Annotated in this window: 18 protein-coding genes, 2 pseudogenes and 1 CRISPR repeat array (1 of these 21 cut by a window edge); of the genes and pseudogenes, 7 read left to right on the top strand and 13 right to left on the bottom strand. The window is 68.1% G+C overall.

The genetic code is table 11. The features are described 5' to 3' along the window. Window positions 1–1500: direct repeats of the CRISPR family, unit length 29 nt; unit sequence GGGACCAACCCCGCATGCGCGGGGACCAC; it reaches 291 nt to the left of the window's first position. Window positions 1501–2140: 640 nt separating this feature from the next. The 11 genes and pseudogenes from ACF088_RS23330 to ACF088_RS23280 all read right to left on the bottom strand — a co-directional run bounded on the left by ACF088_RS23330 (window position 2141) and on the right by ACF088_RS23280 (window position 12675). After that, window positions 2141–2500 carry a hypothetical protein gene (locus ACF088_RS23330; RefSeq protein ID WP_392377702.1) on the bottom strand — a complete coding sequence of 120 codons (360 nt, stop codon included), beginning with the start codon at window positions 2498–2500 and terminating at the stop codon, window positions 2141–2143. A gap of 25 nt (window positions 2501–2525) precedes the next feature. Further along, window positions 2526–3221, bottom strand: coding sequence for an immunity 49 family protein (locus ACF088_RS23325; protein ID WP_392377701.1), 696 nt, complete (start codon window positions 3219–3221; stop codon window positions 2526–2528). Between the two features lie 135 nt (window positions 3222–3356). Further along, window positions 3357–3536: an Imm49 family immunity protein gene (locus ACF088_RS23320; protein ID WP_392377700.1), complete on the bottom strand. Its 180-nt coding sequence runs from the start codon at window positions 3534–3536 to the stop codon at window positions 3357–3359. A 26-nt stretch (window positions 3537–3562) separates the two neighbouring features. Further along, window positions 3563–3988 (bottom strand): annotated as a pseudogene (locus ACF088_RS23315) (immunity 49 family protein); the annotation flags it as partial. 437 nt (window positions 3989–4425) lie between these two features. Further along, on the bottom strand, window positions 4426–5205 hold the full coding sequence (locus ACF088_RS23310; protein ID WP_392377699.1) for a hypothetical protein: 780 nt from the start codon (window positions 5203–5205) through the stop codon (window positions 4426–4428). After that, window positions 5202–6725 (bottom strand): hypothetical protein, encoded by a 1524-nt coding sequence (locus ACF088_RS23305; RefSeq protein WP_392377698.1) that lies wholly within the window; start codon window positions 6723–6725, stop codon window positions 5202–5204. The genes ACF088_RS23310 and ACF088_RS23305 overlap by 4 nt, the downstream gene beginning before the upstream one ends. A gap of 193 nt (window positions 6726–6918) precedes the next feature. Next, the gene (locus ACF088_RS23300; RefSeq protein WP_392377697.1) at window positions 6919–7596 is read right to left on the bottom strand and encodes a pentapeptide repeat-containing protein; all 678 of its coding nucleotides are present in this window, start codon (window positions 7594–7596) and stop codon (window positions 6919–6921) included. 926 nt (window positions 7597–8522) lie between these two features. Next, window positions 8523–9530, bottom strand: a pseudogene (locus ACF088_RS23295) (type VII secretion protein EccC); the annotation flags it as partial. Window positions 9531–9594: 64 nt separating this feature from the next. Then, window positions 9595–10824, bottom strand: a complete 1230-nt coding sequence (locus ACF088_RS23290; RefSeq protein WP_392377696.1) for a MinD/ParA family protein — start codon at window positions 10822–10824, stop codon at window positions 9595–9597. Window positions 10825–10882: 58 nt separating this feature from the next. Further along, a complete protein-coding gene (eccD, locus tag ACF088_RS23285; protein ID WP_392377695.1) occupies window positions 10883–12238 on the bottom strand; it encodes a type VII secretion integral membrane protein EccD in 1356 nt (451 codons plus the stop codon). Window positions 12239–12396: 158 nt separating this feature from the next. Continuing rightward, window positions 12397–12675 (bottom strand): hypothetical protein, encoded by a 279-nt coding sequence (locus ACF088_RS23280; RefSeq protein ID WP_392377786.1) that lies wholly within the window; start codon window positions 12673–12675, stop codon window positions 12397–12399. A gap of 1302 nt (window positions 12676–13977) precedes the next feature. Between ACF088_RS23280 and casA the strand changes: the two genes are divergently transcribed. The 5 genes from casA to cas6e all read left to right on the top strand — a co-directional run bounded on the left by casA (window position 13978) and on the right by cas6e (window position 19320). Then, on the top strand, window positions 13978–15699 hold the full coding sequence (gene casA / locus ACF088_RS23275) for a type I-E CRISPR-associated protein Cse1/CasA (protein ID WP_392377694.1): 1722 nt from the start codon (window positions 13978–13980) through the stop codon (window positions 15697–15699). Window positions 15700–15789: 90 nt separating this feature from the next. Beyond that, window positions 15790–16422 carry a type I-E CRISPR-associated protein Cse2/CasB gene (gene casB / locus ACF088_RS23270; RefSeq protein ID WP_392377693.1) on the top strand — a complete coding sequence of 211 codons (633 nt, stop codon included), beginning with the start codon at window positions 15790–15792 and terminating at the stop codon, window positions 16420–16422. A 56-nt stretch (window positions 16423–16478) separates the two neighbouring features. Continuing rightward, window positions 16479–17633: a type I-E CRISPR-associated protein Cas7/Cse4/CasC gene (cas7e, locus tag ACF088_RS23265; protein WP_392377692.1), complete on the top strand. Its 1155-nt coding sequence runs from the start codon at window positions 16479–16481 to the stop codon at window positions 17631–17633. Next, window positions 17630–18493: a type I-E CRISPR-associated protein Cas5/CasD gene (cas5e, locus tag ACF088_RS23260; protein WP_392377691.1), complete on the top strand. Its 864-nt coding sequence runs from the start codon at window positions 17630–17632 to the stop codon at window positions 18491–18493. Before cas7e ends, cas5e begins: the two co-directional genes overlap by 4 nt. 5 nt (window positions 18494–18498) lie before the next feature. Next, entirely contained in the window at window positions 18499–19320 is an 822-nt protein-coding gene (gene cas6e / locus ACF088_RS23255) for a type I-E CRISPR-associated protein Cas6/Cse3/CasE (RefSeq protein ID WP_392377690.1), read from the top strand. Here cas6e and cas3 read toward each other — a convergent pair. Further along, window positions 19280–22252, bottom strand: a complete 2973-nt coding sequence (gene cas3 / locus ACF088_RS23250; protein WP_392377689.1) for a CRISPR-associated helicase Cas3' — start codon at window positions 22250–22252, stop codon at window positions 19280–19282. The two genes, cas6e and cas3, sit on opposite strands and share 41 nt — an antisense overlap. 76 nt (window positions 22253–22328) lie before the next feature. On the opposite strand from cas3, the gene ACF088_RS23245 reads away from it, so the two are divergent. Next, on the top strand, window positions 22329–23573 hold the full coding sequence (locus ACF088_RS23245; protein WP_392377688.1) for a hypothetical protein: 1245 nt from the start codon (window positions 22329–22331) through the stop codon (window positions 23571–23573). Between the two features lie 48 nt (window positions 23574–23621). Then, complete coding sequence (locus tag ACF088_RS23240) at window positions 23622–24527, top strand: nucleotidyl transferase AbiEii/AbiGii toxin family protein (protein ID WP_392377687.1); 906 nt, start codon at window positions 23622–23624, stop codon at window positions 24525–24527. A gap of 9 nt (window positions 24528–24536) precedes the next feature. Here the strand turns inward: ACF088_RS23240 and ACF088_RS23235 are convergent, their stop codons facing one another. Further along, window positions 24537–25790 carry a hypothetical protein gene (locus tag ACF088_RS23235; RefSeq protein ID WP_392377686.1) on the bottom strand — a complete coding sequence of 418 codons (1254 nt, stop codon included), beginning with the start codon at window positions 25788–25790 and terminating at the stop codon, window positions 24537–24539. Between the last annotated feature and the right edge of the window lie 49 nt (window positions 25791–25839).

Genomic DNA, 25839 nt, shown 5'->3' with positions numbered 1-25839 from the left:
GGTCACCGGGACCAACCCCGCATGCGCGGGGACCACTGCGCCCTCGGACGCGATCCTGGCATCTCGTCGGGACCAATCCCGCATGCGCGGGGACCACAACCGCTCCAGGTGGCGTGGCAAGGAGTACCAGGGACCAACCCCGCATGCGGGGGGACCACACCGCGCTGGACCCGGAGAACCCCGCACTCCAGGGACCAACCCCGCATGCGCGGGGACCACCTGGGGGAGGTGTTCCAGCGTTTCGTCGTGGGGGGACCAACCCCGCATGCGCGGGGACCACGAGACGAGGAGTCCGGCTGCGGCGTAGCGCCAGGGACCAACCCCGCATGCGCGGGGACCACATGAAGCCTCACCTGCACCAGCTCCCTGAGCTGGGACCAACCCCGCATGCGCGGGGACCACAGGCCGTACCCCCCGGGGCGGGTGTCGTGGCCGGGACCAACCCCGCATGCGCGGGGACCACCACGTGATGAGGCAGCAAGGGGCGTTCAGGCCCGGGACCAACCCCGCATGCGCGGGGACCACGTTACGCTGCCAAGCTCTCCAAGCCGTCCGCTGGGACCAACCCCGCATGCGCGGGGACCACCGGGGGTTTCGCCATCATCGCCCGGAAGGTCGCGGACCAACCCCGCATGCGCGGGGACCACGCGCAGTACGCGTCGTCGGTGTCCGGAAGGGCGGGACCAACCCCGCATGCGCGGGGACCACGGTGCCATCCGCCGCCCGGCCGTTCGGGGTCAGGGACCAACCCCGCATGCGCGGGGACCACCGCGGTCACCGATCCGGTAGCGCTTCGCGGCGGGGACCAACCCCGCATGCGCGGGGACCACCTGCGGTCCGTCCAGGCGAACGGCACCGCCTTGGGACCAACCCCGCATGCGCGGGGACCACCGCGCCGGTGACCAGCTTCCGCGCGGCGAGCAGGGACCAACCCCGCATGCGCGGGGACCACCCCTCGGACATCTGCTTGGTGGGCGACGCCAGGGGACCAACCCCGCATGCGCGGGGACCACGAGGACGAACGCCGCCTCGCCGCCTACAAGCTGGGACCAACCCCGCATGCGCGGGGACCACCCCGCCGACACCAGTGACAGCAGCGACGACAGGGGACCAACCCCGCATGCGCGGGGACCACGCTCGTCCTGAGCTGACGTGGGTGATGGTGATGGGACCAACCCCGCATGCGCGGGGACCACGCCGGGCCGCCGCCGGCGCGTGAGCGGATGACGGGACCAACCCGCATGCGCGGGGACCACGTCCAAGCCAAGTTCGGCGCAGCGGATCTTTAGGGACCAACCCCGCATGCGCGGGGACCACGACACCACCCCGCCCGCCGAGACCATCCGCGCGGGACCAACCCCGCATGCGCGGGGACCACGCCGACAACGAGGCCGCCAAGTGGATGGCGAAGGGACCAACCCCGCATGCGCGGGGACCACACGTTGCAGACCGCGTATGAGCCCTGGAATGCGGGACCAACCCCGCATGCGCGGGGACCACAGGCCGTGAGCTGCGGTTTCAGGAAGACGGTGAGCTGTTTTTACTTACTTTCAGCGATTCGGACATAATGCCCTTTGGTTGGTTTGCAGGTCCAGCGGGGCGGTAGTGGTCCACAGAGCCTTTGCGGCCTTGAGGCACCGCTCCAGCGTCGCACTCCTGGCACATGTGATGTCGGCATCCCCAGGCTAATACTGGACGCTCTCTCGATCCGTCACGACGGATCTTGCCGGGTTTGAGCCGGCGCCATGGCGGGGCGCGATGCCCGATCCGGCTTGGCCGCCCGCCGACAGTAGGCCCTCTGTAGCCGGGTTGACGGAGGTGAGGTGTCGTCTGGGAGCTGTTCCGCCTAGCGCAGTAACGGGCCCATAGAAGGCGCCGTCGGCGGTGCCCGAGGGCGAACAGGGCGAGAATGCGTCGTACGATCGCGCCGCCGATCGACCCACCCCTCTAGACGGTCTCGCACGGTGGTGAAGGCGCTCGCCACGGCACTCAAACTCATGCGCAGCCTGCGCGGAAGTTCAAAGCGCAGGCCAGACTGGTGCTTTTCTCGGACCGCAGCTGGGCCAAGGCTCTCCGTTCCAATGACCACAGAACGTGACCCGCTCCGGGGCGACCGTTCAGACCGCGTGGTCATCCATTTTCACGCCTGGCTCGGTGGGCCATGGGCTGGAGGCACGCCTCGCCCGGGGCGCCGTCTGGCAGGGGAAGTGGTGTGGCGATCACCTAACTGCACCGGATCCAGCAGGATCGAGTGCGGCGCAGCAGGATTGAATGGGATGGAAATGTCGGCTTGTTCGGCGAAGCCGCAGGTGAGACGCGTCACCGGGACAGGTTCGAGTCCCACCCGCCTCGCCGAGTGCGCGAACGGCAGCGCATCGTAGCGGTCGTCCTCGGAGGTCTCCATCCCCTCGACGGCTTCCTGTGCGGCCGCGACGACCGGCGTCATGATCACAGCCACGTTGTCCATACGGAATGCGTGGCGTGAGATGACGATGGTCATGTGTGCGCCTTACTGGGGTGCGGTGTTACGCGTCGAACTCGCCGCGCCAGGCGAAGTCGAGGAGGGCTTCGGGGAGGTAGTCGGACTCGACCTCGACGGCGATGCCGTTGGCCTTCGCGAGGCTGGCGATGGCCAGCGGAGCGAGGGCCCCGATCCCGAGGATGTTTTCGGTGCGGTCCTCGTCGGCGGTCCAGTACTCCTTGTGCCAGCGGATGGCGTCGGCCAGGGCGTCGTTGAAGCCAGCGGCGTCGTTGCGCAGGTAGCGGTAGAGCATCATGATCGGCGGGTACTTGAGCTTGATCATTGTCTCCGCGTCGACGGCGCGGGCGTGCTCGGGAGCACTCAGGTCCACGGCGCGCACCAGGTGTGTGCGCAGGTCGTCTCGGTGGAGCCAGAAGCTCTGGAGGGTCTCCACCCAGGCGTAGGTGTACTCGTCCAGGGCGCCGCCGAAATTGCGCAGAAGGGACACCGGGATCCGGGCCAGCATGTCGAGGCGGGCTGCTTCACGGCAGATGACCGCGAGGTAGAAGGCGTCGAGCCAGGTGTCCGCGTTGAGGTAGCTGCGGCCCGGTGGTGGCGAGGTGGCGCTCCTCCTGGCGGATCTTGCAGGTGACCGCCTCCTGGTCGGGATCGGCGGCGGCGAAGACGGCCGAATGCACCTGCATGGCCAGCAGCCAGGACTCCCAGGTCTCCAACATGCCGGCAGTGGGGTCCCCGACACAGCGGACGAGGGCGACGTTCAGCGACTCCATGACCGCTTCCGACCTGGAGTTGTGCGAGGTCTCGATCTCCTCCAACGAATAGGACAGCGACCCCTCCATGACGGGAACCACCGCTGCCATCTGTTCCAGGTGTCTCACGTGGGGAACTCGCCGCACCAGTTGCATTTGATGAGGACGGCGGGCAGGTACTCGGACTCGACCTCGATGGGGATGCCCGCGTCGTGGGCGATGCAGGCCATGGCGAGGGGGGCGAGGGCGACGAGGCCCGAGATCTGGAAGGCTGCTCCTCCTCGCTCCAGTACTCCTTGTGCCACTGGAGGGCGTTGGCCAGCGCCCGGTTGAAGCCGTCCCGGTCCTTGCGGATGAAGCGGTGGAACATCTCCATCGGGGGGTACAGCAGCTTGCCCACCGTCTCAGGGCCGTCGACGGCTTCCGGGTCGGTGGCGTCGACCGCGGTCACCAGCTTCGGGACGAGGTCCTGGCCGCCGAGCCAATAGGTCTGGAGGGTATCGGTCCAGGCGTAGTCGTACTCCCCGAAGCGTGAGCCGTTCTCCCGTAGCAGGGACAGGGGTACACGGCACAGGGCTGTGATCCTGTCCTTCTCCCTGCACACCACAGCCAGGTAGAAGGCACTGGGCCAGGTTCCCGGGTGTACGTCCCACTGCGCGCCGGTGGCCCGGAGCGTGCGGTCCTTGTGCGCGATGCGGCACTGCACGTGCTCTTCGGTCGTGGTTGCGGCGGCGAACAGGGCGGAGCCTACCTGCATTGCGTTCACCCAGGCGTCCCACGTGGGGAAGATCGCGGCCCGCGGGTCCATCAGGCAGTGTGCCTCGGCCAGGGTGACCGTGGTGCCCAGGGCATCGCCCAGATTGGCGGTGCCCGCTTCCAGACCGTCGATCAGTTCCTGCGCGTTCTCCTGGAGCACAGCGAGGCCGTCTTCCGCGTTCCCTGTGGGAAAGGGATGGCGGGGAACGCTTGTGATCATCTGTACCTCAGGTCGGGAAATCGCCCCGTCAGGCGCGGTTGAGGAGCTCGCTGGGCAGGTAGTCGGACTCGACCACGGTGCCAGGTGCCTCACGTGGGGAACTCGCCGAGCCAACCGTGCTGCGGGAGGTGCTTGGGCAGGTACTCCGACTCGTCCTCGATCGGGCTCCTCCCGTCATAGGCGAGGCAGGCAATGGCGAGCAGGCAAGAGCGTGACGGTCACGGTGTGGCCGAAGGGGAGCCAAGGATCTTCGCCGTCACCGATTCGATGAACGCCGCAGCCTCGATCTCTGTGATCTTGACATGGTCCACTTCGTTGTGGCCGAGATCGTACAGATTGAGGTACTCGGTCGGCTCCCAGCGGAGGCGCCGGGTGAAGGCTTCGTCATACGTCTGGCCTTCGTCGATTCGACGCCGGACGATTCCGCGCGGTTTGTGCCGGGGGTAGCCCTCGCTGACCTTCGCGTAGTAGGTGATCTGGCCTTCGGCATCGAGCGCGTCGAGTGTCGCTGGGGCGAGCGTGACGAAAGACGTGGCGGAAGCGTTGCTCTCCACGTTGCCGAGCCGGATCATCACGCCGTTGAGGTCGAGATACTCCTCCAGGAAGTACCCACCGCCCCGTTCGTACATGAGGAGGAGCGGTTCATAGGGGTCCGGCAGATCGGCAGGCAGATCGTCTCGGACGTCACGCAGCGCCGCCCACCGGATAGCGGCTCGGCAGGTCCGCTTCAGCGAAGTCGGGGCGAGCCCGGCCAGGACTTCTTCCACTTCGGCGGCGACATCGGGGGGTGTCTGGAACTCCGCATCGACGTGCTCCGCGACGTCCAAGAAAGGCCAGGACTGCTCTGCCCCACAAGCACGCGCCCACAGAGCGGCTCGTCGGAGGTATTCGCGCATGAGCAAAGCACGCGAATTGGCGTGATCGGATGCCGCGAAATCGTCGGCCCAGTCAATGGCACGCAGTCGCTCCAACACCCTGCGTGAAGAATTCTCGGTCACTTCAGGTCCACCCCCTTGGCTCGCAGTTCCTTAACAATATCCTTCACGAAGTCATCGATATTGGACAAATCAGCGGCCAGATCCGTCTTGGGGTGCCTGAGGCCAAGCTTCTGCCACTGCCTCCCGAAACCACCCCGTGCAGGGTTGGGCGCCAGGTCGTGTGCACCTGCTGCAGACAGGCTCTTCGGCGACCTCCTGCCTTCGAATTCACCCTCGTCGCCCCACCTCCACAGGCCCGTCTCGTCGTACACGTAGGGCAGACCCCCCTTCATCAGCCGGCTCTCCACGTACTCGTGTGTCATCAGGTGCCTGAATTCCACGATCTGGTCCGCGTCCAGGGTTCCCTTGCGGGCACCGTCCCACAGTTCAGCCAGGTCATCGCGAGGCGTGAAGAGACCACGCTTAGACTCCCCGGGCCGGGTGACCACGTCGTGTTGTTCCTTGATCATATGGGTCTTCACCTGCCGGATGACGGCCTCATCGATACCGGTGTTACGGGCCATCACGGGGACGTCAACGTGATTGGGTGTGGCCCGGAGCGATTCGTACACACCAGCCGCATAATCCGAGGGCTTTTCGACCCAACCGGCTCCTCCCCAGCCGCCGTTGGGTCCGTGGGCGTACGGATTCTCCGCATTGCCCGCAGAGTCCAGCGCATCGTCACGCAGTCCACTGATGTCTGCCGCGTCTTTGCCCAAGCCCCCGACATCGTCGCCCACCGCCCCGAGGTCGTGAGCCGTCGAGTCGAGGTCTTTGCCGAGTGCGGCTGCCACATCGTCCGCGCCGTGTGCACCGATCCTGATGGCACCCGCATCATGCGGTACCGGCACCTTGCCGAACAGTTCGGCCTGCTCGACCTTGATCGCGGCAATCTCGTCGCGGGAGACTCCGGGCAGGCGCTCCTTCTCGTACAGGACGTGGCCGTCCATCTTGGCCACAAAGCTATCGGCTGTGTGGAATTGCAGCTCGAAGACCTGGCCACTGACCGGGTCGCGCCAGGTTGAGTTAATTCCCTTGTAGCCGACGGAGTCCCAGGTGTTCTTGAACGTGACGTTCTCGAACCCCCTGGCCTGCAGGTCGTTGATCGCCTGCTGCACTCCGTGGGTGTAACGGTTGCTCGGGACCTCCATCGTGTAGCGGATGGAGTCCTTGATATCGCCGAGCGCTCGGCCGTGGTCCATGCCGATGTCTTCAAGCATGTCAGTGGCGAGCTTGCGCTTGAGGGAGTCCTCCCCCTTGAGGCGGTACTCCAGGCCGATCAACTTCCCGTCGTCGGCCTTGCCAGCGATGTCCTGCATCGCCTCAGTGATGCGCGGCTCCGCCTCAGCGGACCTGCGCATGAAGTCGTCCGCGGCGGCGTTCGCTTCCTGGTCTAGATGTAGGCCGTTCTCGCCCGCCCATGATCCGTCGGCCCGATTGCCTTGCGGCCCGACAGGCATTGTTTCACCAGGACCGCCGGCGTCGCCGACGCCGCCGGGCGCGTGGTCCCCACTGGATGAGTTCGTCGGGCTCTCGCGCACCGTGGTGGTCTCTGCCTTGCCTCCTGGCTTGAGCGCATCAGCATGGCCATCGAACTTCCTGTTTCAGCCCGGTGAGCCCCCCCGAAATGGGGCTCACCGAACTTGCCCTGGGTGTAGTGCCGAGTGCGGAGGACTGTGGCGAGCGCTCCGTGGATCTCCTGCATTGCCCTGTCGTGAACTCCGGGGCGTGGCCCTACTGCGGTGTGCGGTACGGAGGAAGTACCCGTACCTGCCCACCCCGCTCAGCGATCCATGCCTCGAGTTCGGTGCCGGCCACTTCTCGGGACGATTCGCCACTGAAGACGGTGACCGGCCCGAATACGGTGCCTGTCAAGCCACGCATCACCGTGGAGTCGTCGGCCTTGATCTCGAAGATGTTCTCGTCAAGGACGGCATCCGTCAGGTCCGCCCCCCTCATGTCGGTGTCGATCAGCGAAGCACCGAGGAACCTCGTTGTGCGGAAGCTCGCTCCCGACGCATCGGCACCGTACAGCGAAGCCCCGACCATGTCCGTCCCGTTGAGCCGCGCCGTTCGGAGCACGGCCTCGTCCAGGTTCGCCTTGACGAGATCCGCTCCGGTCAGATCCGCCCCGGTCAGATCCGCCGACTGAAGGTCGGCCCGGTAGAAGGACGCGCCGACAAGTCGCACGCCCACGAGAACCGCATCGGTGAACCACGCGTTCGAGAAGTCCCCACCCGAGAGGTCGGCGCCCCGGAAGTCGCGCTCCATGCCATTGAGGTTATATTCCTCCGAGGCGAGCCATTCCTGTAGTTGCCGCGTGGCTTCCGGATCGGCCGGGAGCGCAGTCGGCTTCCAGTTCTTACGGGTACCAGATGACACGATCTCCCCAACCACGGCTTTCGACGACATCCTTGATGCTGTCGATTGCCGCTTGATTTGTGTTCCGAACGTCGATAATAACTATACGTCCACGTTTTTCGATCTGCTTAGCCAGCTGTTTGTTGACCCAAGCCTCGTTATTGGCCGGGTCGTACGCACCCTTGAACGGCTGAGACTTGTCACGCACGTTGTTGAAGGGGGGATAGTCGGAGTGGACGCCCTTGATGTCATAGTACTCGCCGGTGGATTCGGAATAGAATTCACCCTTGTCGGCCAGCTCCGGCGACGGATATCCGCCGGGAGGAGGCCACTCTCCCGTAGATCGAGGCCGACTCGAGCCTCATCCATCGATTTGTCGTCGATCTGATTCTTGTGATCAGGATCATGCTTCAGGTGATCGAATTCCTCTGGAGCCCGATTTTCGACTTCATCGAGGTGGCCCCAGTGCGCCGCTCTTTCCTCCGTCGTCAACGCCGGAATCGGCTCGTTCGCACGCTCGCCGGGCTCGCCGGGCTCGCCGGGCTCGCCGGGCTCGCCGGGCTCGCCGACTCGGTCGGACCAGTCGGAGGGGGCGTGGCTGCCGCCGTCCGGCCCGTCCCCAGAGCTACCTTCGGTACCCCGGCCGTCGTGGTCACCACCGCTTGCTCCGTCGTGTGTAGGCGCGTCAGGTTCGCTCCCAGGGTTGTCGGTTGATGGGCCGTGGTGTCCGCCTGTGCTGTGCCCGTCGCCGTGACCGCTGGAGGAGCCATCGCCGTGCCCGCCGGTCGACGGACCATCGTGCCCGCCGGCACCGGGGCCGCCGCCGCGCCGGCCGGCGGAAGGCTCGTGGTGGGCGGAGGGGCCGTCGCCCTGGTGCGGGATGGACGGGCCGTCGCTGACGCCGTGGCCACCGTTGCCCGTGCTGCTTGTTTCGTTGGTGTGGCGAGCGCCGCTCGTGGAGTTGTCCAGCCCGCCGGCGGCAGGTCCACGGCGTCCTCACCATGCCCGTCGGCGACGACCAGCAGCCGGGACGTCATGGACAGCGCTTCCTTGTCGGACAGGCCGCGCCGCACCTCGGCCGCGTAGGAGGCCCGTCGGCGCAGTTCGGGGCCGAGCAGCCGGGCGAGCTGGGGCGCTGAGGGGGCGATGCGGCGAGCGGCGACGGGCCCGTCGAACTGCTCGGTGTCGAGCAGATGCGGCAACCACTTGGCCCACTCCCAGTCGGCGAGGCGGTCGCCGGGCGCGGTGAGCGCCATCGCCACGTCGTCGGGGGCGTGCAGGGCGGCGGTCTGGACGAGCAGGGCGCGCGCGACGCGGAGGCAGTCCTCGCGGGGGCCGATGACGCTGACATTGCCGACACGGTCGAGCGGGACGGTGAGCGGGAGTTCGGTGCCGGTGCGGAAGCGGGCCATCAGCGCCGACGCCTCATTGAGCATGAAACGGTCGGGCGGGGTGAGGACCGAGGAACCCTGCTGAGCGATGTGCAAGTCGCGCACGGGCATCTCGCCGGTGCCGACCCGCACGCGCAGAAAGTCGCCGTCGACGCGACGGCGCTCCCACAGGCGAGCCGGATCGCGCACGATGTCATAGAGGGCGGCCTGGGGCGGGTTGAGGATGTCGGACCGTTCGCGCCGCGCGCGCTCCTCGGCAGCCAACTCCTCGCGCAAATCCTCCAGGTAGGCCAGATACGCCTCCCGCTGGGTGCGCCGGGTGCGCTGGGCCTTGCCGCGCTGCGAGAAGACGAGCGCGACGGAGCCGATGACGGTGACGACGAGGATGATCGCCCCGAGCCCGGCGAACTGGCTGTTGCGCACGACCGTCATCATCACCACGGACGACATGACACCGGCGACGGGCAGCAGCGACATCGCGATGTTGCCCGCCTTCCCCTCGGGGAGGTTGGGCGGGGCTTCGATGACGCGCGCCTCGGAGGCGGCCGGGGGCCGGGTGGTCCGGGCCGGGCGGTGGATCAGTCGGGTACTCATCGTCGTCCGTCGCTCACGGTCGGGCTCGGCATCTGGGCAGTCACGGTCGGGCTCGGCATCAGGGTCAGTGACGCTTCTGGGAGAGGTGGAAGACGTTCGCGGCAAGGCGGGCGGCAGCTTCCCTGGTCGGGTGAGCGAGCAGTTCGGTCCGGACCGGGCCACCGGCTGCCAAGTGCCGGTCGTACGGCAGGACCTGGACTCCCGCCCCGGTGGACTTGATCGTCCGGGTGGCCGCATCGAGTTCTAGTCCTGAGTGGGGCACCAATTCGGTGAACACCACGACCGTTCCGGCGATCACATGCGGGGGCAGCCCCTGCATCCACTGGAGCACCGAGTACGTACTGGTGAAGCCGTCCGGTGTGGCGGGTGCGGTCAGAACACGGCCGTGGGCGGCGGCGAGTGCGACCCGGGCAACTTCGGCGGGCAGCGTCTCGCAGTCGACGACCATCACACCGAAGTAGCGGCGCAGCGCGACCACGGCCCTCTCGTACGCCCGGCTGTCCAGCATCACACCGATCTGCCCCTGGCTGGCGGGCAGCAGCCAGGCGTTGTCGGGGAGTTGGACGAGGTAGCCGGTGACGTCGAGCAGCGACATGTTCGGCGTGACGATGTCCGCGACATCGCTGGTGGTCCAGCGCACCGTCTCGGCGCCGAGCCGCAGCGGCAGCGAGCCGAGTGCCGGGTCGGCCTCCAGGAAGAGGACCGGGTCCTGCCGGTAGTGCGCATACGTGGTGCCCAGGAGCGCGGCGACGGTGGACTTGCCGGATCCGCCCCGGATGGAGGTGACGGCGATCTGCCGACCGGTGGTCACCGGCCGCTGGAGCACCTCTGCGGTGCGGGCGATCTCGGCGACCTCGCGCGCGGCTGACGAGGAGAGGGTGCGACGCAGGGCACGTACGGCACGCGCCGAGAAGGACTCGCCGTACCGCGGCTTGCTGCGTAGCGCGTCGGCCAGACCCTCGTCCACCACGGGCCGCGAGCCGGGACCCCTCTGAGGCTGGGGAGCCGGGGCGTACGCGGCTGGGGCCTGCTGCTCCTGCCGCTGTTCCTGGTACCCCGCCTGCTGCGGCCAGTCGCCGGGACGACCTGCGTGCTGCTCCTCGTACGGGTAGCCGGCCTGCCGCGGCGCACCACCGCCGGGGGTGGCGTCCGGCGCTTGGGTGCCCTGCGCTGGCAGTGCGCGGCCCGGCGCAGAAGCGCGGTAGGCCTGTCCGCCGGGGCCTTGTGCACCCTGCTCGGCGCCGCCCCTCAGGTCGCGCAGCACATCACCCTGCCAGCCGTCTCCGCTCGGCATACCTGTTACCCCCACTCTGCTGCCCCGCCCACAGCGCCAGCACATCCACCCAGAACTGTCAGAACTGGTTGAGCAGCTGCCCGTACATACCGAACACCCCAAAGGCGAGCGGGAAGAGCCCCACCATGCCAATGGACTCGACCAGATCGCCCATGCGCCGCAGCCGCACCTGCACATGCTCGGGCACCTGCACCGCCAACACGACCAACGGCAGCACCGCAGCCGCACACAGCACAGCCAGCGGCCCGACACCCCCCGCATGCTCCATCCACCACGTCACCAGGCGTACCACCAGGCACGACGCGGCAGCGAAGAGCGCAACAACTTCAACGACCAGCGGGAACGCCCGCGCCCTCGACACCAGCACTACGACAACGAGCGTTGCCAGCACCACGGTCCATACGGTCGGCTTCTCGGCCAGCGTGAGCAGCCATCCGGCGGAGGCTGCCGAAATCGCAGTGACGATCGTCGAGAGGGCAAGGCCGCGGTGCGTCGCCGCAAGCGCGGTACCTACCTGATGACGGCTGACAGAGACACCGCCCGAGCGTCGGTCATCGAGCGCGGTGAGCCCCGATGCCATCAACGCAAGCCGCGGCAGCACACCGAGCACCACCAAAGAGAAGACAGCCATCACGGCACCGAGCCGGGCCGGATCACCCTGAACAGCGGCCGCCGCCTCCCACACAATGGCTATCGCGGCAGTGGTCACCGCACCAACGAGCCCACCCTTGCCCAGCGGAGAGAAGTAACCAAGGAACACAAGCGTCACGACCAGCGCACCCGCCACGGCAGCGAGCCGCGCGGTGCCCGGCCAGCCGAACGCATCGGCAGCCGTCCACGCCGTGAGAACACCAAGCCCGCCAGCGGCGAGCAGGAGCGCGGTCGCCAGTCCCCGGTTCCCCCGCCCGATCTTCGCGACGAGCCCACCGGCCGCCAAGAGCACAAGCGATACAGCTGAGAGAGCACCGACCAGGGCGCCAAGCGGGAACTCACGGCGGGCGAGCAGCGCGGCGATCACGGCGAAGACGACGGTTGCCACACCCGCACTGGCCCGGCGCGCAGCAGGACGCCAGCGCCAAGAGCGCAGATCGAGGTCGTCAGCCACCTGATCGGTAACGTCGTGCACAACGGGAGCCGGCGGCGCGGAATGCGTCGTCACCAGCCGGAGCACGGCGCCGTCGGCTACCCCGGCCGAGGCCAGCGTGCTGTCGTACGGCAGGACAGAACCGTCGGACGTAATCAACTGCCGTGCTACCGGCCGCGATGCGGGCCGATCGTCCAGCAACGGCAGGACATCCGGGATCAGTTGCCCTATCGGCGTATCGGAGAGCAGGACGACATCGGCCCGGCGTCGCTCACCGACCAATGTCACTCGGCTCAGTTGCGTCCGGGAACTCGCTGCTCTGCTCACCACTTACCGGAACCTACCATCGCAGGGTTGACGAACTCTTTGGCCAAACGGGACATGCTTCCACCCTGGCTCTGCGTCAGGCAAACCTCTTCTGCACGGTCAGCTCTTCGCGCATTCCCCGGGAATGTCGCAAACTCTGTCCGAATCCGATCCGTGGGCTTCTAGCGGGCAGCCGACCTTGTCGGCTGCCCGTACTGCTGCATCTCACGCTGCTGCTTCTCCTGCTCAGCCTTCTGCGTGGCCAGCGTGTGCTGAAGGAACGACCACCCCACACACCCCGCACACAGGACAGCCGTGATCGCGATCCCCGCAAACACCTTCCCCAGCCGCTCATCCGCCGTGCGACGTCCCCGCTGCGCACCGAACAACAGGGCATCCCGCATCCTGCGGCGGCGTACCGCCACTGACTCCAGCAGCTGACTGTCGTAATCCCGCGCCATTTCCTCGTCCGTCGCTTCAAGTCGCCTGCCGCACTCGCCATGGTCGATGAACCCTCGGCCAGTGGCGGCCATACGCTGGCCGTTACTCCGAAACCTTCATGCATGATGGCGCACTTCTGCGCCTGCCGTCGTCCGGCTGGCTCGTCGAGCACCGTCATGCACCCGGCCGAGGCAGTGCATGGCGGCCGACTTCAGATTCAGCGGCCAGCCAGCACATGTCCCGATCGGTCGGTCGACACGACCGTCGAAACGTGCTCCGTGAGCCCGATTCCGGGCAGTGGGACAGAGAGACGGGGGAGCCCGTCACGGGGAGAGCGGACAGCGCGTGGACGCGTGGGAGAAGCCGGCAGTTTCGTCTGGATCGTCGGGCTGGCCAGAGGGAGATGCCTGCGGTTTGGAGTCCGGCCAGGGGGCGGGATCTCGGTGGCGTTTGTGGCCATGATGTCCTCAGTGGAGGCGGCGACGATGCTCGCGGCAGGCGTGGGCAGCTGCCGGTACGGCTGGGTCCACTCTGCGGCCAGGGACCAACCCCGCGGGCACGGGGAGCAGTCCGCACAGTCCGGTGCGGAGCCGCTCTGCCGGGGACCAACCCCGCGGGTGCGGGGAGCAGCGTGGGACGGCTCGGCGATGGCGTTGTCGAGGGGACCAACCCCGCGGGTCGGGGAGCAGTTTGTGGTCTACGTGCACGAGGATGAGCGGACGGGACCATCCCCGCGGGTGCGGGGAGCAGGCGGCGATGACGCGGCCGATCGCTCCGCAGGCGGGACCAACCCCGCGGGTGCGGAGAGCAGGACGTGCCGGAGGCCTGGAAGCAGCGCACCGCGGGACCAACCCCGCGGGTGCGGGGAGCAGCGGGCGGCGCTGCGGCGGGCGTCCATGAGGTAGCGACCAACCCCGCGGGTGCGGGGAGCAGGCCCAGCAGGTGCCGTGGCGGGTCCAGATGACGGGACCAACCCCGCGGGTGCGGGGAGCAGACCACCATCATGCTTGACGACCTGCGCAAGGCGGGACCAACCCGGCGGGTGCGGGGAGCAGAGCACGCCCACGAGGACGAACGTCTTGAGCTGGGGACCAACCCCGCGGGTGCGGGAACAGTGCGGGTGCCTGGCGTGCAAGCTCGGCGCCGTGGGACCAACCCCGCATGCGCGGGGACCACGCACGGAGCAGGCTCTGTACAAGGCGGGCGAGGGGACCAACCCCGCGGGTGCGGGGAACGTTTTGGCATTTGGAGACGGGGCTGGGGGCTGCTGTGTAACGATGTTTCTCGCGTCTCATGGCGTGGATGTATGGGGGGAAGCCTAGTTGTGTAATTTGCTGGACGACGTGTGGTTGTCCGCACGCTCCATGAACAGTGTTGCGGGGGAGGGGTATCGGGGGCTTGGCGCCTTCGAAGAAGTTGGCGTGCGACGGCTCCTTTTGGAGGCCGAGCGGTTCCAGGACATCACTGTTGAGCTGCCGACCCAGAAGCCTGCAATTTTCCGCCAGTTGTTGCTGCCCATCATCGTGGATGCTCTGGGACGGCCGCGGGATGCCGCTGAGTGGGTTGCGATGTTCAAGGCCGGAGCCTTCTCTCCTGAGCAGTGCGACAGGCTCAATGCTTACCTTGACGGTCACCGTCACCTGTTCGACCTCTTCGGCAAGGACGCGCCCTTCGCACAGGTAGCGGGGCTGCGCACCGCCAGAGACGAGACCAAGGGGTCTGCGCTTCTGGTGGCGACGGCTGCCACCGGCAACAACGTGCCGCTGTTCTCGTCCCGTTCGGAGGGCGACTCGCTGGAGCTGACCCCGGCGCAGGCTGCACGATGGCTGCTGCACACCCACTGTTGGGACACCGCCGCCATCAAGACAGGTGCAGTGGGCGATCCGCGGGTGAAGGCGGGAAAGACGACGGGGAATCCGGTCGGTCCGCTGGGGCAACTGGGCGTCGTTATGCCCAAGGGGCGTACCGTCTACGAAACTCTTCTGCTCAACATTCCCTTCGGACAGCCGCTGCTGTCCGATGACCTTCCCCAGTGGAGACGTCGCGAGCCGGATAGCAGGGTTGAGGAGACGCTGTCCTGTGCCACACCGGCTTGGCAGGCCCGCGCGTCTCGTGGACTGTTGGACGTATGGACCTGGCAGTCGCGTCGTATCCGGCTGGTTCCGGAGGAGACCCCGAGCGGGGTGCGGGTCACGCAGGTCGTTGTGGCCGCGGGGGACCGACTGGACAGCACGCCCGATCACGAACCCCATACCGCCTGGATCGTCGACAGTGCCGCTACCCGTGGCAAGAAGAGCGGCAAGGGGAAGGTCGTCTCTCCTGTTCGTCCTCGACGACATCAGCTGGGGCGTGCTGCTTGGCGAGGTCTGAACGCATTGCTGGCGGTTGATCGTGCGGGGGAGCAGATCGATGCGACGGACGTTCGTGCAGGCTTCCACACCAGCGTTCTGCTGAGCCGCATCGGTGCGGTCAGGGAGCGGCTGCCCCAGGAGTACCCGCTCCAGGTAGAGCTGACAGGAATCGCCTACGGCACTCAGTCCTCCGTCGTCGAGGATGTCTTCTTCGACGAGATTCCCCTGCCATTGACTGCACTGAACCCGGACGGCATCGTCTGCGGCTCGCTTCTGGAGGCCCTGAGCCAGGCGGAAAGTCTCGCCGGCGCGGTCAACAATCTCTCCGCTGATCTGCGGCGGGCGGCCGGCACCGAACCGATCCCCTGGGACAAGGGGCAACGCCCCGGGGACACCTTGCTGCACGCCCTTGATCCGCTGGTACGGCGGCTGCTGGCCGGCCTGCGCACGATCGGTGAGGACTTCGAACAGTCCGAGCGTGGACTGACGGCGTGGGAGCAAAAGGCCGGGCGAGAGACATGGAAGGTGGCCGAACAGGTGCTCTCCACAGCCGCCCCGACCCTCTTCAGCGGCAGGACCGTGACGAAGGACGGCAAGGAACGCGTCTATCAGCTCAGTCGCGCCGAACGTCACTTCCTGGACCGCATGGATGAGATCCTCACCCGCCGCGCGGCTCTGCGGAAGGCTGCCTGAGCGGCAGTGCAGGTCCCGCTCTTCCATGCGTCCCACCACCGCACCACACACGACCGATCGGCCGTCCGACGAAAGTTAAGGGGGACCGCCGTGTCTGCCACACCCGAGACCGGCCCCAGCAGCACCACCGAACCCACCGCTTCCACGCCCGTGCGCCGTTACTGGAGCCAGTGCATACGGAACGACGGCACCTGGCGCATCGATCCCAAGAACGGGGCGCTCGCCAAGGCCCCCGGCGAAGACCTCGCCGCCCTGCGGTCCGGCCTGGGCCAGCCGGCCGGCACGGTCCCCGCGCTCTGGCCCTTCTACACCAGCCACACGGACGGACAGGTGACGCCGGAGCTGGAAGCCGAACACGCGGCCCTGGCGCTCTACGGCCTGCACCAGCAGAGCCAGTCCCACCCCATGCACAAGCGGGGGGTCGGGATGGGGGCGGCCCTGCGCGACCTACGTCACGACGACCGGTTCAGCACGGAAGCAGTGGACCGCAGGGTCGCAGCCGCAGTGAACACCACCTCTGTGCCGACCCTGGTATATCGGCTGCGGGGCCTGATCACCCAACTCCGTTCGGTCAAGGTGCCCTTGGATTACGACCAGTTGCTTCAGGACATCAAGAACTGGCACTACCCCGAGTCACGTCGACGGGTCCGCCGCACCTGGGGACTGGCGTACCACTCCTGGAACGCCCGCCCGGTCGAGCCGTCCCCTGACCACGTCTCCTAGCGCTCTCACGACAGAGCCGCCACGCCCGTCCGCAGACCGAATCACCGGAGAACTTCATGGTGCTCACCGCGCCCTGCGCCTACATCGATGTCCACATTCTTCAGACCGTGCCGCCGGCCAACCTCAATCGTGATGATCAGGGCAACCCCAAGGAGGCGTACTACGGCGGTGTGCGACGGTCCCGCGTCTCGTCCCAGGCGTGGAAGCGGGCCACCCGTCTCCACTTCACCGAGCGCATGCCCGAGCAGGACCTGGCGACCCGCACCAGGCGCATCAGCAGTGCGCTCGCCGGCCTGATCGGCGCAGACACCGATCTGCCTGCGGAGGCTTCGTCCCGGCTGGCAGGCGCCTTGCTGGCGCCCTTGAAGATCAGCGCCGGCAAGAAGGAGGGGGACACCGCCTATCTGTTCTTCTATGGCCGCCGGCAACTCAGTGCCGTGGCCGGTCTCGTCCGTGACCGTGCGGCCGAACTGGCCTCCCTGGACGACGCGGAGCTGGCAGCCGAGATCGACCGGCTGCCGGTGCAGGAGAAGTTCAGCACCGGACATCCGATGGACGTCGCCCTCTTCGGGCGCATGGTGGCCGACATTCCCGCACTGAAGGTCGACGCCGCCACCCAGGTCGCCCACGCCTTGTCCACTCATGCCGTCGAGCTGGAATTCGACTACTTCACGGCTGTCGACGACGAGACCATGAAGGAGCAGGAAACCGGCGCCGGCATGATCGGCACCATCGGCTTCAACTCCGCCACCCTCTACCGCTACGCCTCTGTCAGCCTCCACAAGCTCCTGCACAACCTCACCGACGAGGAGGCAGCGGTCACCGCCGTTGAGGAGTTCGTCACCTCCTTCGCCCGCTCCATGCCCACCGGTTACGGCAACTCCTTCGGCCACCGCACCTTGCCCAGCTTGGTCGCTGTCGTCGTACGCACAGACCAGCCGGTCAACCTCGTCTCCGCCTTCGAGGAGCCGGTCGGGGCCCACTCCGGAATCGCCGCGGAGTCCGCCCGGCGCCTGGCGCGCGAGTACGCCACCGCCACCAGCGTCTGGGGCGACACACCCGCGTTCACCGCCCTGTGCCACACCTTCGACTCCTCCGGGAAGATCGCGGAGCAGCTCAAGGACACCTTCGCCGAGCCCGTGGCGTTCCCGAAGCTGCTGGCCGGCCTGCGCGCCCACCTCACCGACACGGTCAAGCGAGCCACCCGATGACCACCCCTCCGCCGGCAACGCCCGCCCTTCAAGGGTTGACCACCGAGGCCGTACTCCTGCTCCGCCTGGCCGGCCCCCTGCAGTCATGGGGCTCTCGCAGCGCCTTCAACCGACGCGAAACCAACCCGGAGCCCACTAAATCCGGTGTGATCGGCCTGCTCGCGGCGGCTGCCGGAATGGCTCGTGAGGACCCGCTCGACGAGCTGACGCCGCTGAGCCTGGGCGTGCGCGTCGACCAGCCCGGAACGCTGCTGCGTGACTACCACACCGTCAGCGACTTCCGGGGCCGGCCACTGCTCCAGGCCGGAGTGTCGGCCAAGGGCCTTCAGAAGCCCACCTCCCCGGCCAAGTACACCCATGTGACCACTCGCTACTACCTTCAGGACGCGGTCTTCGTCGCGGCTGTCGCCGGCCCCCGTGACCTGTTGTGCACCCTGGACCAGGCCGTCCGGGCCCCCTCCTTCCCCCTTGCCCTCGGCCGCCGCTCCTGCCCTCCCACCCAGCCGCTCGCCCTCGGCCTGCGGGAAGGAAGCCTGGAACACGTTCTGCGGGAGGAGCCCTGGCAGGCCTCCCGGCGCGCCCGTGAGCAGTACGCCGCCCAGTGCGGACGGGAGCAGGAGCTGGACCGGCCGCTGTATCCGGCGCGCATCGACCGTTCGGTAACCCTTGAGGACCCCGAAGGTGACGACGTCCTCCACGACGCCCCGGTCTCGTTCGATCCGTACGCCCGCAGCTTCACCAGCCGACGGGTACGGCACGGCTGGCTGAGTATCCCCACCGGGTTCCCCCGGCCCGACACCACCAACGACGGCGCGGACGAAGCCGCCGGACACGACCCCTTCGCCCTGCTGGGCTGGTGACCGCCATGACCTACCTCTCCCGCATCCGCATCAACCCCCTTCGCGCCGAAAGCCGTCGTCTGCTGGCCAACCCGCGTGCGATGCGCGGTGCCGTCATGGGGGGCATCCCCGACGCCCCCCAGGGCGACCGCGTGCTGTGGCGGCTGGATGCCGACAACCCCCGTCGCCCACACCTGTTCGTGCTCACTTCCGCCAAGCCCGACTGGACCCATATCGTCGAAAAGGCCGGCTGGCCGGACGCCGACGGAGAACATGCCGCCGTCCGCGACTACGCCCCGCTCCTCGACCAGATCGCCGTCGGCCGGGAGTTCGCGTTCCGCTTGACCGCCAGCCCCGTACAGAACACCGCGGCGCCGATGAGCCCCACGCCCACGCAGGCGGCCCGCCTCGCCGCTGCCGCTGACAGCGACAGCAAACGGGTACGCGGCTTCAGGCTGGGCCATAGCACCGCGAGCGCGCAGCTGAACTGGTTCCTGACCCGTACCGCCCGGTGGGGCTTCGACGTTCCCACAGCCCGTACCGACGCCCCGGCCCCCGGCCTCGCCGACAGCCGGACCGCTGACGACGCGCGCAACACCGAGGTAGGGACGGAGGACGCCGGCCCGGCACGCGACATCCGTATCACCGCAAGCCGTCGGCATTCCTTCGTCAAGAACGGGAAGGGGCCCCGCGTCACCTTCCAGAGCGCCACTTTCGAAGGGCGCCTTCAGGTAACCGACCCCGCCGCCTTCGTCACGCGCTTGCTGGAGGGAATCGGCCCTTCGAAGGCATACGGCTGCGGCCTGCTCACCCTCGCCCCACTGCGGAGCCGGACGACTCTGCAGTGACCGGGCCCTCGTCAATGATTCCGAGCATCGGGTCGTAGCGCAGCCGCCGCCCCGAAACTGAAGCGGTGCGGTCCGCGCCGAGGACAAGGGCCCTGCGGTATTTCAACCGTTCGTGCCCACCCCATCCGGGTAGGACGGACAGCTCCATAGACGCTTCCGAAGAGCAGGTCGCGGGCAGTTTCACCGTGTCGGCGAGGACCTCGTCAATGAGGTCGTCGTCGGGGACGGCACCGTCCTCTGCCAGAGCGCTCCCCGACAGCGTCAGGTACCTCGCACCGTCGTGGATGACGAGGACGGCCTCCGCCCCGGGATCCCCGTCACGGACCAGGGCGGTCATCCCGGCCTCGCCCTTGGCGGCAGGCACGGCGACGTAATGGAGATCGGCCAGCGTCGTTGCCTCTCTGTCGCCGCGCCGTGTCAGTAGGTGGTGGGAGGCGTTCCCGATGCGTTCCCGTCGCTCGGCCTCCTCCTGCCGCCGGGCCGCGTCGGTGTCGTCCCGCCACGCCTCCGGAACCTCGTCGTCGCCGCCGTAACCGGCCGCCACCAGCGCAGGAATATCCCCCGGGAGGCTCCAGCCGCCCGACTGCCCGGCGGCCGTGAAGACCAGGGCCGCCGTGCGCAGGAGCAGATGGCGGCCGTAGAGGGCCTGTGAGCGGGCGGGAAACCTCGGAGCGCCACGGCCGAGCGGAGCCGCGTCGGTGCCGTCCTGCCCAGGTGTGGCGCACCCGGGGGTCCAACCCGTGACGATCACCCGAGGCCGGGCCAATCGGCGGGGGCGGCACATCCGGTCGCCGCGGTGCAGCCGGCCCATCCGCTGAAGCAGCGCATCGATCGGGGCCAGGTCGGTGACCAGAACGTCCACATCGACATCGAATGCCTGCTCGGCGACCTGGGTGGCCACCACGATCATCTGAGTCCGGACCGCCGCGGTGCCGGCCGGCCGCGGGGCGAGCCGGTGCAGACAGTCCGCCGTGCGATCGGCACGCGTCCCGAGCGGAAGCTGCTCGTGCAGCAGCACCACCTGGTCGCCGAAGCGCTCACGCAATACGGTGCACAGCGTCTGGGCCCGTTCCACGGTGTTGCGGATGACCAGAGCGCATCCGCCGTGCCTCAGTTCTTCTTCGAGCCGGTCGGCGACTGCGGCGTCGGCGGCCGTATCGGCTGCCCGGTGCTCCTCGGGACCCGCATCCCCCTCGGGAACGGCCTCCGGCAGGAGGACAACGTCGACGGGCCGATCCGTGCGCCAGCTGTCACAGACCGACACGGCGGAACGGTGACCGCTGCCGTCCGGTGCGTTCCACACGACGGTGGCGGAGGGATACCCCTGGGGATGGCGGAGGTCGTCCGCCGTGAATTCCTCACGTCCCAAGGCCCCGGCCAGATAGGCGTCGACAAGCGCCTGGCGCTGCGGTGTTGGCAGCGTCGCCGACAGCAGCACCACCGGTACGCCCGCCTCGCCGAACCAGCGCAGGCCCTCGAGGAGAAACTGCGAGGTGTAGACATCGGTGGCGTGCACCTCATCAAGTACGACGACCTTCCCTACCAGCCCCGCCATCCGGAGCATCACAAACTTGGTGCGGGTCGTCGCGTACAGCAGCTGATCGACCGGGCCCACCACGAAGGGGCACAGCAGCCCGCGCGCGTACCCGAAGAACCATTCGGCCGGTACGCGCGCCACCGGCCCGCCGCCCCCGGAACCGTGCGGACCGTCGCTCGCCTGCTCGCCGTGCCGCTCGTCCTCGTCGCATTCGCCGACGGCGGCGAGCCTGACCCCCCGCGGCTCGCTCAGCAGGGCGCTCCACTCCTTGTTGAAGGTCCGCTTGCCGTGGAGCAGCGCGACCCGATCGGCCAGCTTCCCGTCGATCCGGCTCACCCACTCTCTGACCCTCCCGAACATGGGGTCCTCGGTGGACCACTCCGGCATGCCGACGAACACGCCATCCGCGCCGAACTTCGCAGCCAGGATCTCCGCCGCCATCAGGGCGGCCCTGGTCTTCCCCTCGCCCATCGGCGCCTCGATGACCAACAGGCCGGGAGCCGCCATTTGCCGCGCCGTCTCCATCGCCAGCTCCTGTGAGGGACGCGGCTCGCACCCGAACCGCTTCGCGAAGGCGTCCGGCGGCGGCGCGGGCAGCTCTCCCCATCCGCCCTGCAGGCCGAGCTTCTCCCAGGCCGCAGCTGCCCGTTGCCGTGCACCCTTGAAGCTCACGTCGGCCAGCTTGTCGATCCCCCGGAAGCCGGGCCCGCTGGCGATCCAGTCCGTCATCACGATGAGCCCGCTCAGCTGGAGTTGGACGGCACGAGTCGGCACCACTGCGGGTGCGAGCGCGGGGAAAGCACTCAGCCCCAGTTCCCCGGAAAGACGCTGGACGAGGGCGAGTCGTACCTCGGCCCAGCGTTCGTCACCCTCCAACTGGCCGCGTGCCTTACGGTCCGGCTTCAGCGCGCTCTCAACGGAGAAGAACCCGTGATGCCCTGCAACAAGGGGCCACACCCAGTCGATGTGCTCCTCGGGCCACCCGGCCGCCGACAGCAGTCGCTGCAGCAGATAACCTCCGGCTCGTCCGTGATGCCATGCGAACCGTCCGGCGGTCGGCTCGTGCCACCGCAGCCCGGCCGCTTGTACGGCCTCCGCCCCTCGTGGCCAACGGCGTTGGAAGACCGGCGTGGCCTTTCCGTAGTCGTGCATCCCGCAGAGCCAGATGAACAACCCCCGGCCCCGGCCCTGGCCACCGGCTGTCTCATCCAGCAACCGCCGGGTGGACGGCGCCAGATAGCGCTCCCACATGACGTCGGCGACGGCTGCCGCGTCGAGCATGTGCGACAGCAGCAGATTCATCGTCCCGCCGCCATGGCTGGGTGTCTTCCCCACCAAGGCGCCCAGTGCCGCGTAAAGGTCCAGGCTGTCGTCCGGGCCCGGAATGCCGGCCATGCTCCCCCTCTTCGCCCCGTCCACCGGTCAGATTAGGCGATGCGAGTGCCCCCCACCCGGGTGACATCATGCCGTCGTGAGAGACGATGACACCGGGCTGAACAGCGCGCTCAGCACGAGTTTCGGCCATGACCTGCTGACCGAGTGGATCCCCGACGCCCTCGGCGCCACCGATGTCATCCGGGACCTGGCCGGTGGAACTGTCGTGGTGCCGGAGCGGCTCGATGTCGGATGGCTTCAGGTGCCCTTGGCCCGGCGGACGGAGCGTGTGCCCGTCGTGCCACCAGCCGTACGCGCCCATGCGCACCTTCTGGTGGAGCGCTCGCTGCTCCACCAGAAGCCGCGCCCGGAGGTGTTCAGCTACCGGTCCCCGGTCTGGGACTACCGCTCCGCCTACCGGGCACGACAGACCCGTATGCGCGAAATGGCACGCCGAGGTGATCTGCCACTCGTCCTGAGGCTCGACATTCACCGCTTCGGCCAGTCGCTTCCCCTGCACGTACTGCTCGAGGCTCCCTGGATGACCGGCGAGTTGGCGGGATATCTGACCGAACTGCACCGTGCCACCGGCCGGTGCCTCCTGCCCGGTCACCGCTGGGCCAACCGGCTCGGTACCGCAGCGCTAGCCCCGATCGACGCGCTCCTGACCGTGACGACGCCGGGCCGGTGGCTTCGCTGGGGTGACGACTGGCATGTCTTCGTCCGCAACAGCGCGGAAGCGGAACAGGTCCGCGGCGTTGTGGAAGGCGGGCTGGAAGCACTCGGACTGTGGTTGTCCGAAGAAAAGAGCACCACCGAGCCGGTGAACGACCTGTTCGCGGGACCGGCACACGACGTTGCGGGCCACCCACCCGAGGTATGGCGCAGGGGGATACAGGACGCCGATGTACGTGCCCTCAGGTACGCCCTGGCCCGTGTCGAGCCCGACGAGGAGGTGTCCCGGGCCCTCGTCGGCACCGTACGAACGTGGCCGGTGCTGCTGCCGCGTGCGGTCCAGTACCTCGACCGCGCCGTGAATACCCCAGAGGGCCAAGAAGCGGCTCGAGAACTACTGGAGGCTGCCCACACGAATCTGTTCGCGGCCGCACGGATACTTGCCCTGGCCGGCCGGCACCAGGAACTTGCGTCGGACGTCTCCGACAGGATGCTGGACCTGGCCGCCGGCTGCGGGATCTCCGGGCTGCGGGCCCTGGCAGCACGAGTCGCCCTGGGCAGCGGGCGTCGGCGGCTGGTACCCGAACCACCTCCGCGCCTGCTGCGCTGGATCGCTCAAGGCGCGGACATCCGACGGAATCCGCCCTCCGTGGCCACTCTCCTATGACACCGTCATCCCTGTGAACCGGGCGGGACACGCGATCGAGGAGCATGGATGGAACAGCGGCGCGGGCCATGGGAGCAGGCCGACCAGACCACGCTTCCCACAGCTGACCAACACCTGGTCCAATCCATAGCGGCGGTGCTGTCGAGTATCGACCGGCTCCTGCCACCCCACGCCTGGCATCTCAAGGGTTCGACGGCGCTTCTCGGGTGGATGGGCCCTTCAGCCCGACTGCCGAACGATGTCGATATGGCCCTTTCCGCGAGCGCGGGCCGACTGCTGCTGTCCGCTACCGAACTGCCTCCCGGCCTGCAGGGGGAGAGCCTCTGGCTGCTTCGTTCGGAACCCGTGGTGTTCAGCTCGCCCGGCCGGGCGACCGTACACCGGGCATTGGTCCGGGTACGGGCGGGGGAGTCCATCGGGAAGGTCCTGCTCAACATCCTGCTGGTGCCGGATGGCGACGTGGCGGGCGACTACCGCACCGCACCCCTTGACTTTCCCGGCCGGCACGCCCCGGTCACCGTACCGGCGGCGACACTCAGCCGGTGCCTGGCGCAGAAGCTGCTGCGCTACACCCGACGGCGCGATGGCGGCAAGATCAATACGCGTTGGACCGATCTCACGGACTTCCTGCTGGCCGCTGCGAGCCCCTTGGCACCCGCACTGCTCCTGGATGAGGTGCGGCGTGACGTGGCGATTGAATTCGCCGCCATGGGGCGCACGTGGCCGGACCACCTGCCTCAACCACCGCGGGAGTGGCTGGATTTCTGGGACACGGCAACCTTCCGGGACGGCTTGGAGTTCGGCCGCCTGCCCGAAGCAGCGGACCGGCTCGCAGAGTTCTGGAATCCGGTACTGGAGACGAGAGTTGCTCCGTACGGTCCCTCTACCGCATCGGCACCGCCGACGGCGCCACAGGTGTGGTTGCCCAGCACATGGCAGTGGGCAACCGCATGAGGTCACGGGTCACGTTTCCGCCGCCGTGCCCGGTATCGATTCCTGTATCGATGCGAAGAGTTGGTCGAGGTGGACCCGTGCGGTGGGCGGCAGGTGCAGATGCCACCAGTCGCGCCATCGCAGTGCGTGCGCGAGATGGTGGAAACCCGGGGAGTCGGGACCTGCCCTCCGCAAAGCGGACAGGAAGCCGACCACGGAATCGGCCGTTCGGGAGCCGAGGGGGGTGCCGAAACCGTGAAAGAACCGCTCCTGGTGCCCCGTGCCCTTGAGGGTCTTGGTCACGTGAAGGCTGAAATGCGCGCGGCGGCGGGCCGCGGTGAGTCCCAGCCTGTCCATGGGCGCCACACCGGCCCCACTGTGCATGCGGCCTGCACTCTCACCGTTCGCCGTGAGCACCGCCGAACGCATCAGCGCGGCGTCGGAGACGATGCCGGAGAGGCCGTCCCCCAGCGTTGCGAAAAGCCGGCCACCGGCCGTGACCGCATCGTTCAGGGTTCGCAGATGGCGTGAGAGCAGCGATTCACGCCGCACCCGAAGTCGGTATGCCCGGTCCAGCACGTCCGTCAACGGCAGGGATCCGTCGAGCCAGGCCGCGGTCAGGGGGAGCAGTTCGTGCGCACTGCCCTCCGTAAGACGCTGACGGCTTTCCCGATCGAGGGTGCCCCATTCGATGTCGTGAACGTCGCTGACCGCGTAGAGACCTCGCTGCGGTGGCCTCTGCGCGAACACGTCCCAGGCGTCGGCCGACGGCACGCCCGGAAATCGCGGATCTTCTCCCGGTCGGGCACCCGAGCCCTCGTCGGTACCGCCCAGCGGCCGGACAAGGACACCGGCGAGCAGCGAGGCCGCCAGCTCAGGTGACAGGAGTCCTGGCACCCGTAGCAGGACGTCATGGGCGCGGCACGGCCGAAGGTCCGGCCGGTCTCGTCGTAGCCGGGCGGCCATCGATATGGCGTAGCAGGCATGCAGCAGCCTCTCCCGTCGCTCGTCGTCACTTCCGCTGAGGGAAACGAGGTCGAAGGCCCAGCCGTGTCGGACGTCGCTGTCGCTGCCTCCAGCCGGTGGCTTCATGGACAGGCACGCGGGGACGGCGTGTTTCCCGGCGCGGACCAGGACCAGGTCCTTGCCGTAGTACGAAGGGCTCCATGCGGTGCCGAGGCGGTGCCCGATCGCCGCTAGGCTCTGCCGGACTCGTGAGAGCCCCGCCATGTGATCCCCGCTGTCCTCCACGCTGGCGCGCAACGCGCTCGTGACGACAACCACGCTCGCCTCTTGATGTGGCTCGCGGGCGAAGCGGGCGAGCACGTCCCCC

This window comes from Streptomyces sp. NPDC015125 (assembly GCF_043080045.1).
Taxonomy (GTDB): Bacteria; Actinomycetota; Actinomycetes; order Streptomycetales; family Streptomycetaceae; genus Streptomyces.
This window is presented reverse-complemented; position numbering and strand designations above follow the sequence as displayed.

Excerpts from the sequence above, each read along its gene's own strand:
- ACF088_RS23330 (WP_392377702.1), bottom strand. The coding sequence starts at position 2,500 with ATGACCATCGTCATCTCACGCCACGCATTCCGTATGGACAACGTGGCT.
- ACF088_RS23300 (WP_392377697.1), bottom strand. The coding sequence starts at position 7,596 with ATGTCGTCGAAAGCCGTGGTTGGGGAGATCGTGTCATCTGGTACCCGT.
- ACF088_RS23290 (WP_392377696.1), bottom strand. The coding sequence starts at position 10,824 with ATGCCGAGCGGAGACGGCTGGCAGGGTGATGTGCTGCGCGACCTGAGG.
- ACF088_RS23280 (WP_392377786.1), bottom strand. The coding sequence starts at position 12,675 with ATGGCGCGGGATTACGACAGTCAGCTGCTGGAGTCAGTGGCGGTACGC.
- cas7e (WP_392377692.1), top strand. The coding sequence starts at position 16,479 with ATGGTGCTCACCGCGCCCTGCGCCTACATCGATGTCCACATTCTTCAG.
- cas5e (WP_392377691.1), top strand. The coding sequence starts at position 17,630 with ATGACCACCCCTCCGCCGGCAACGCCCGCCCTTCAAGGGTTGACCACC.
- cas6e (WP_392377690.1), top strand. The coding sequence starts at position 18,499 with ATGACCTACCTCTCCCGCATCCGCATCAACCCCCTTCGCGCCGAAAGC.
- cas3 (WP_392377689.1), bottom strand. The coding sequence starts at position 22,252 with ATGGCCGGCATTCCGGGCCCGGACGACAGCCTGGACCTTTACGCGGCA.
- ACF088_RS23240 (WP_392377687.1), top strand. The coding sequence starts at position 23,622 with ATGGAACAGCGGCGCGGGCCATGGGAGCAGGCCGACCAGACCACGCTT.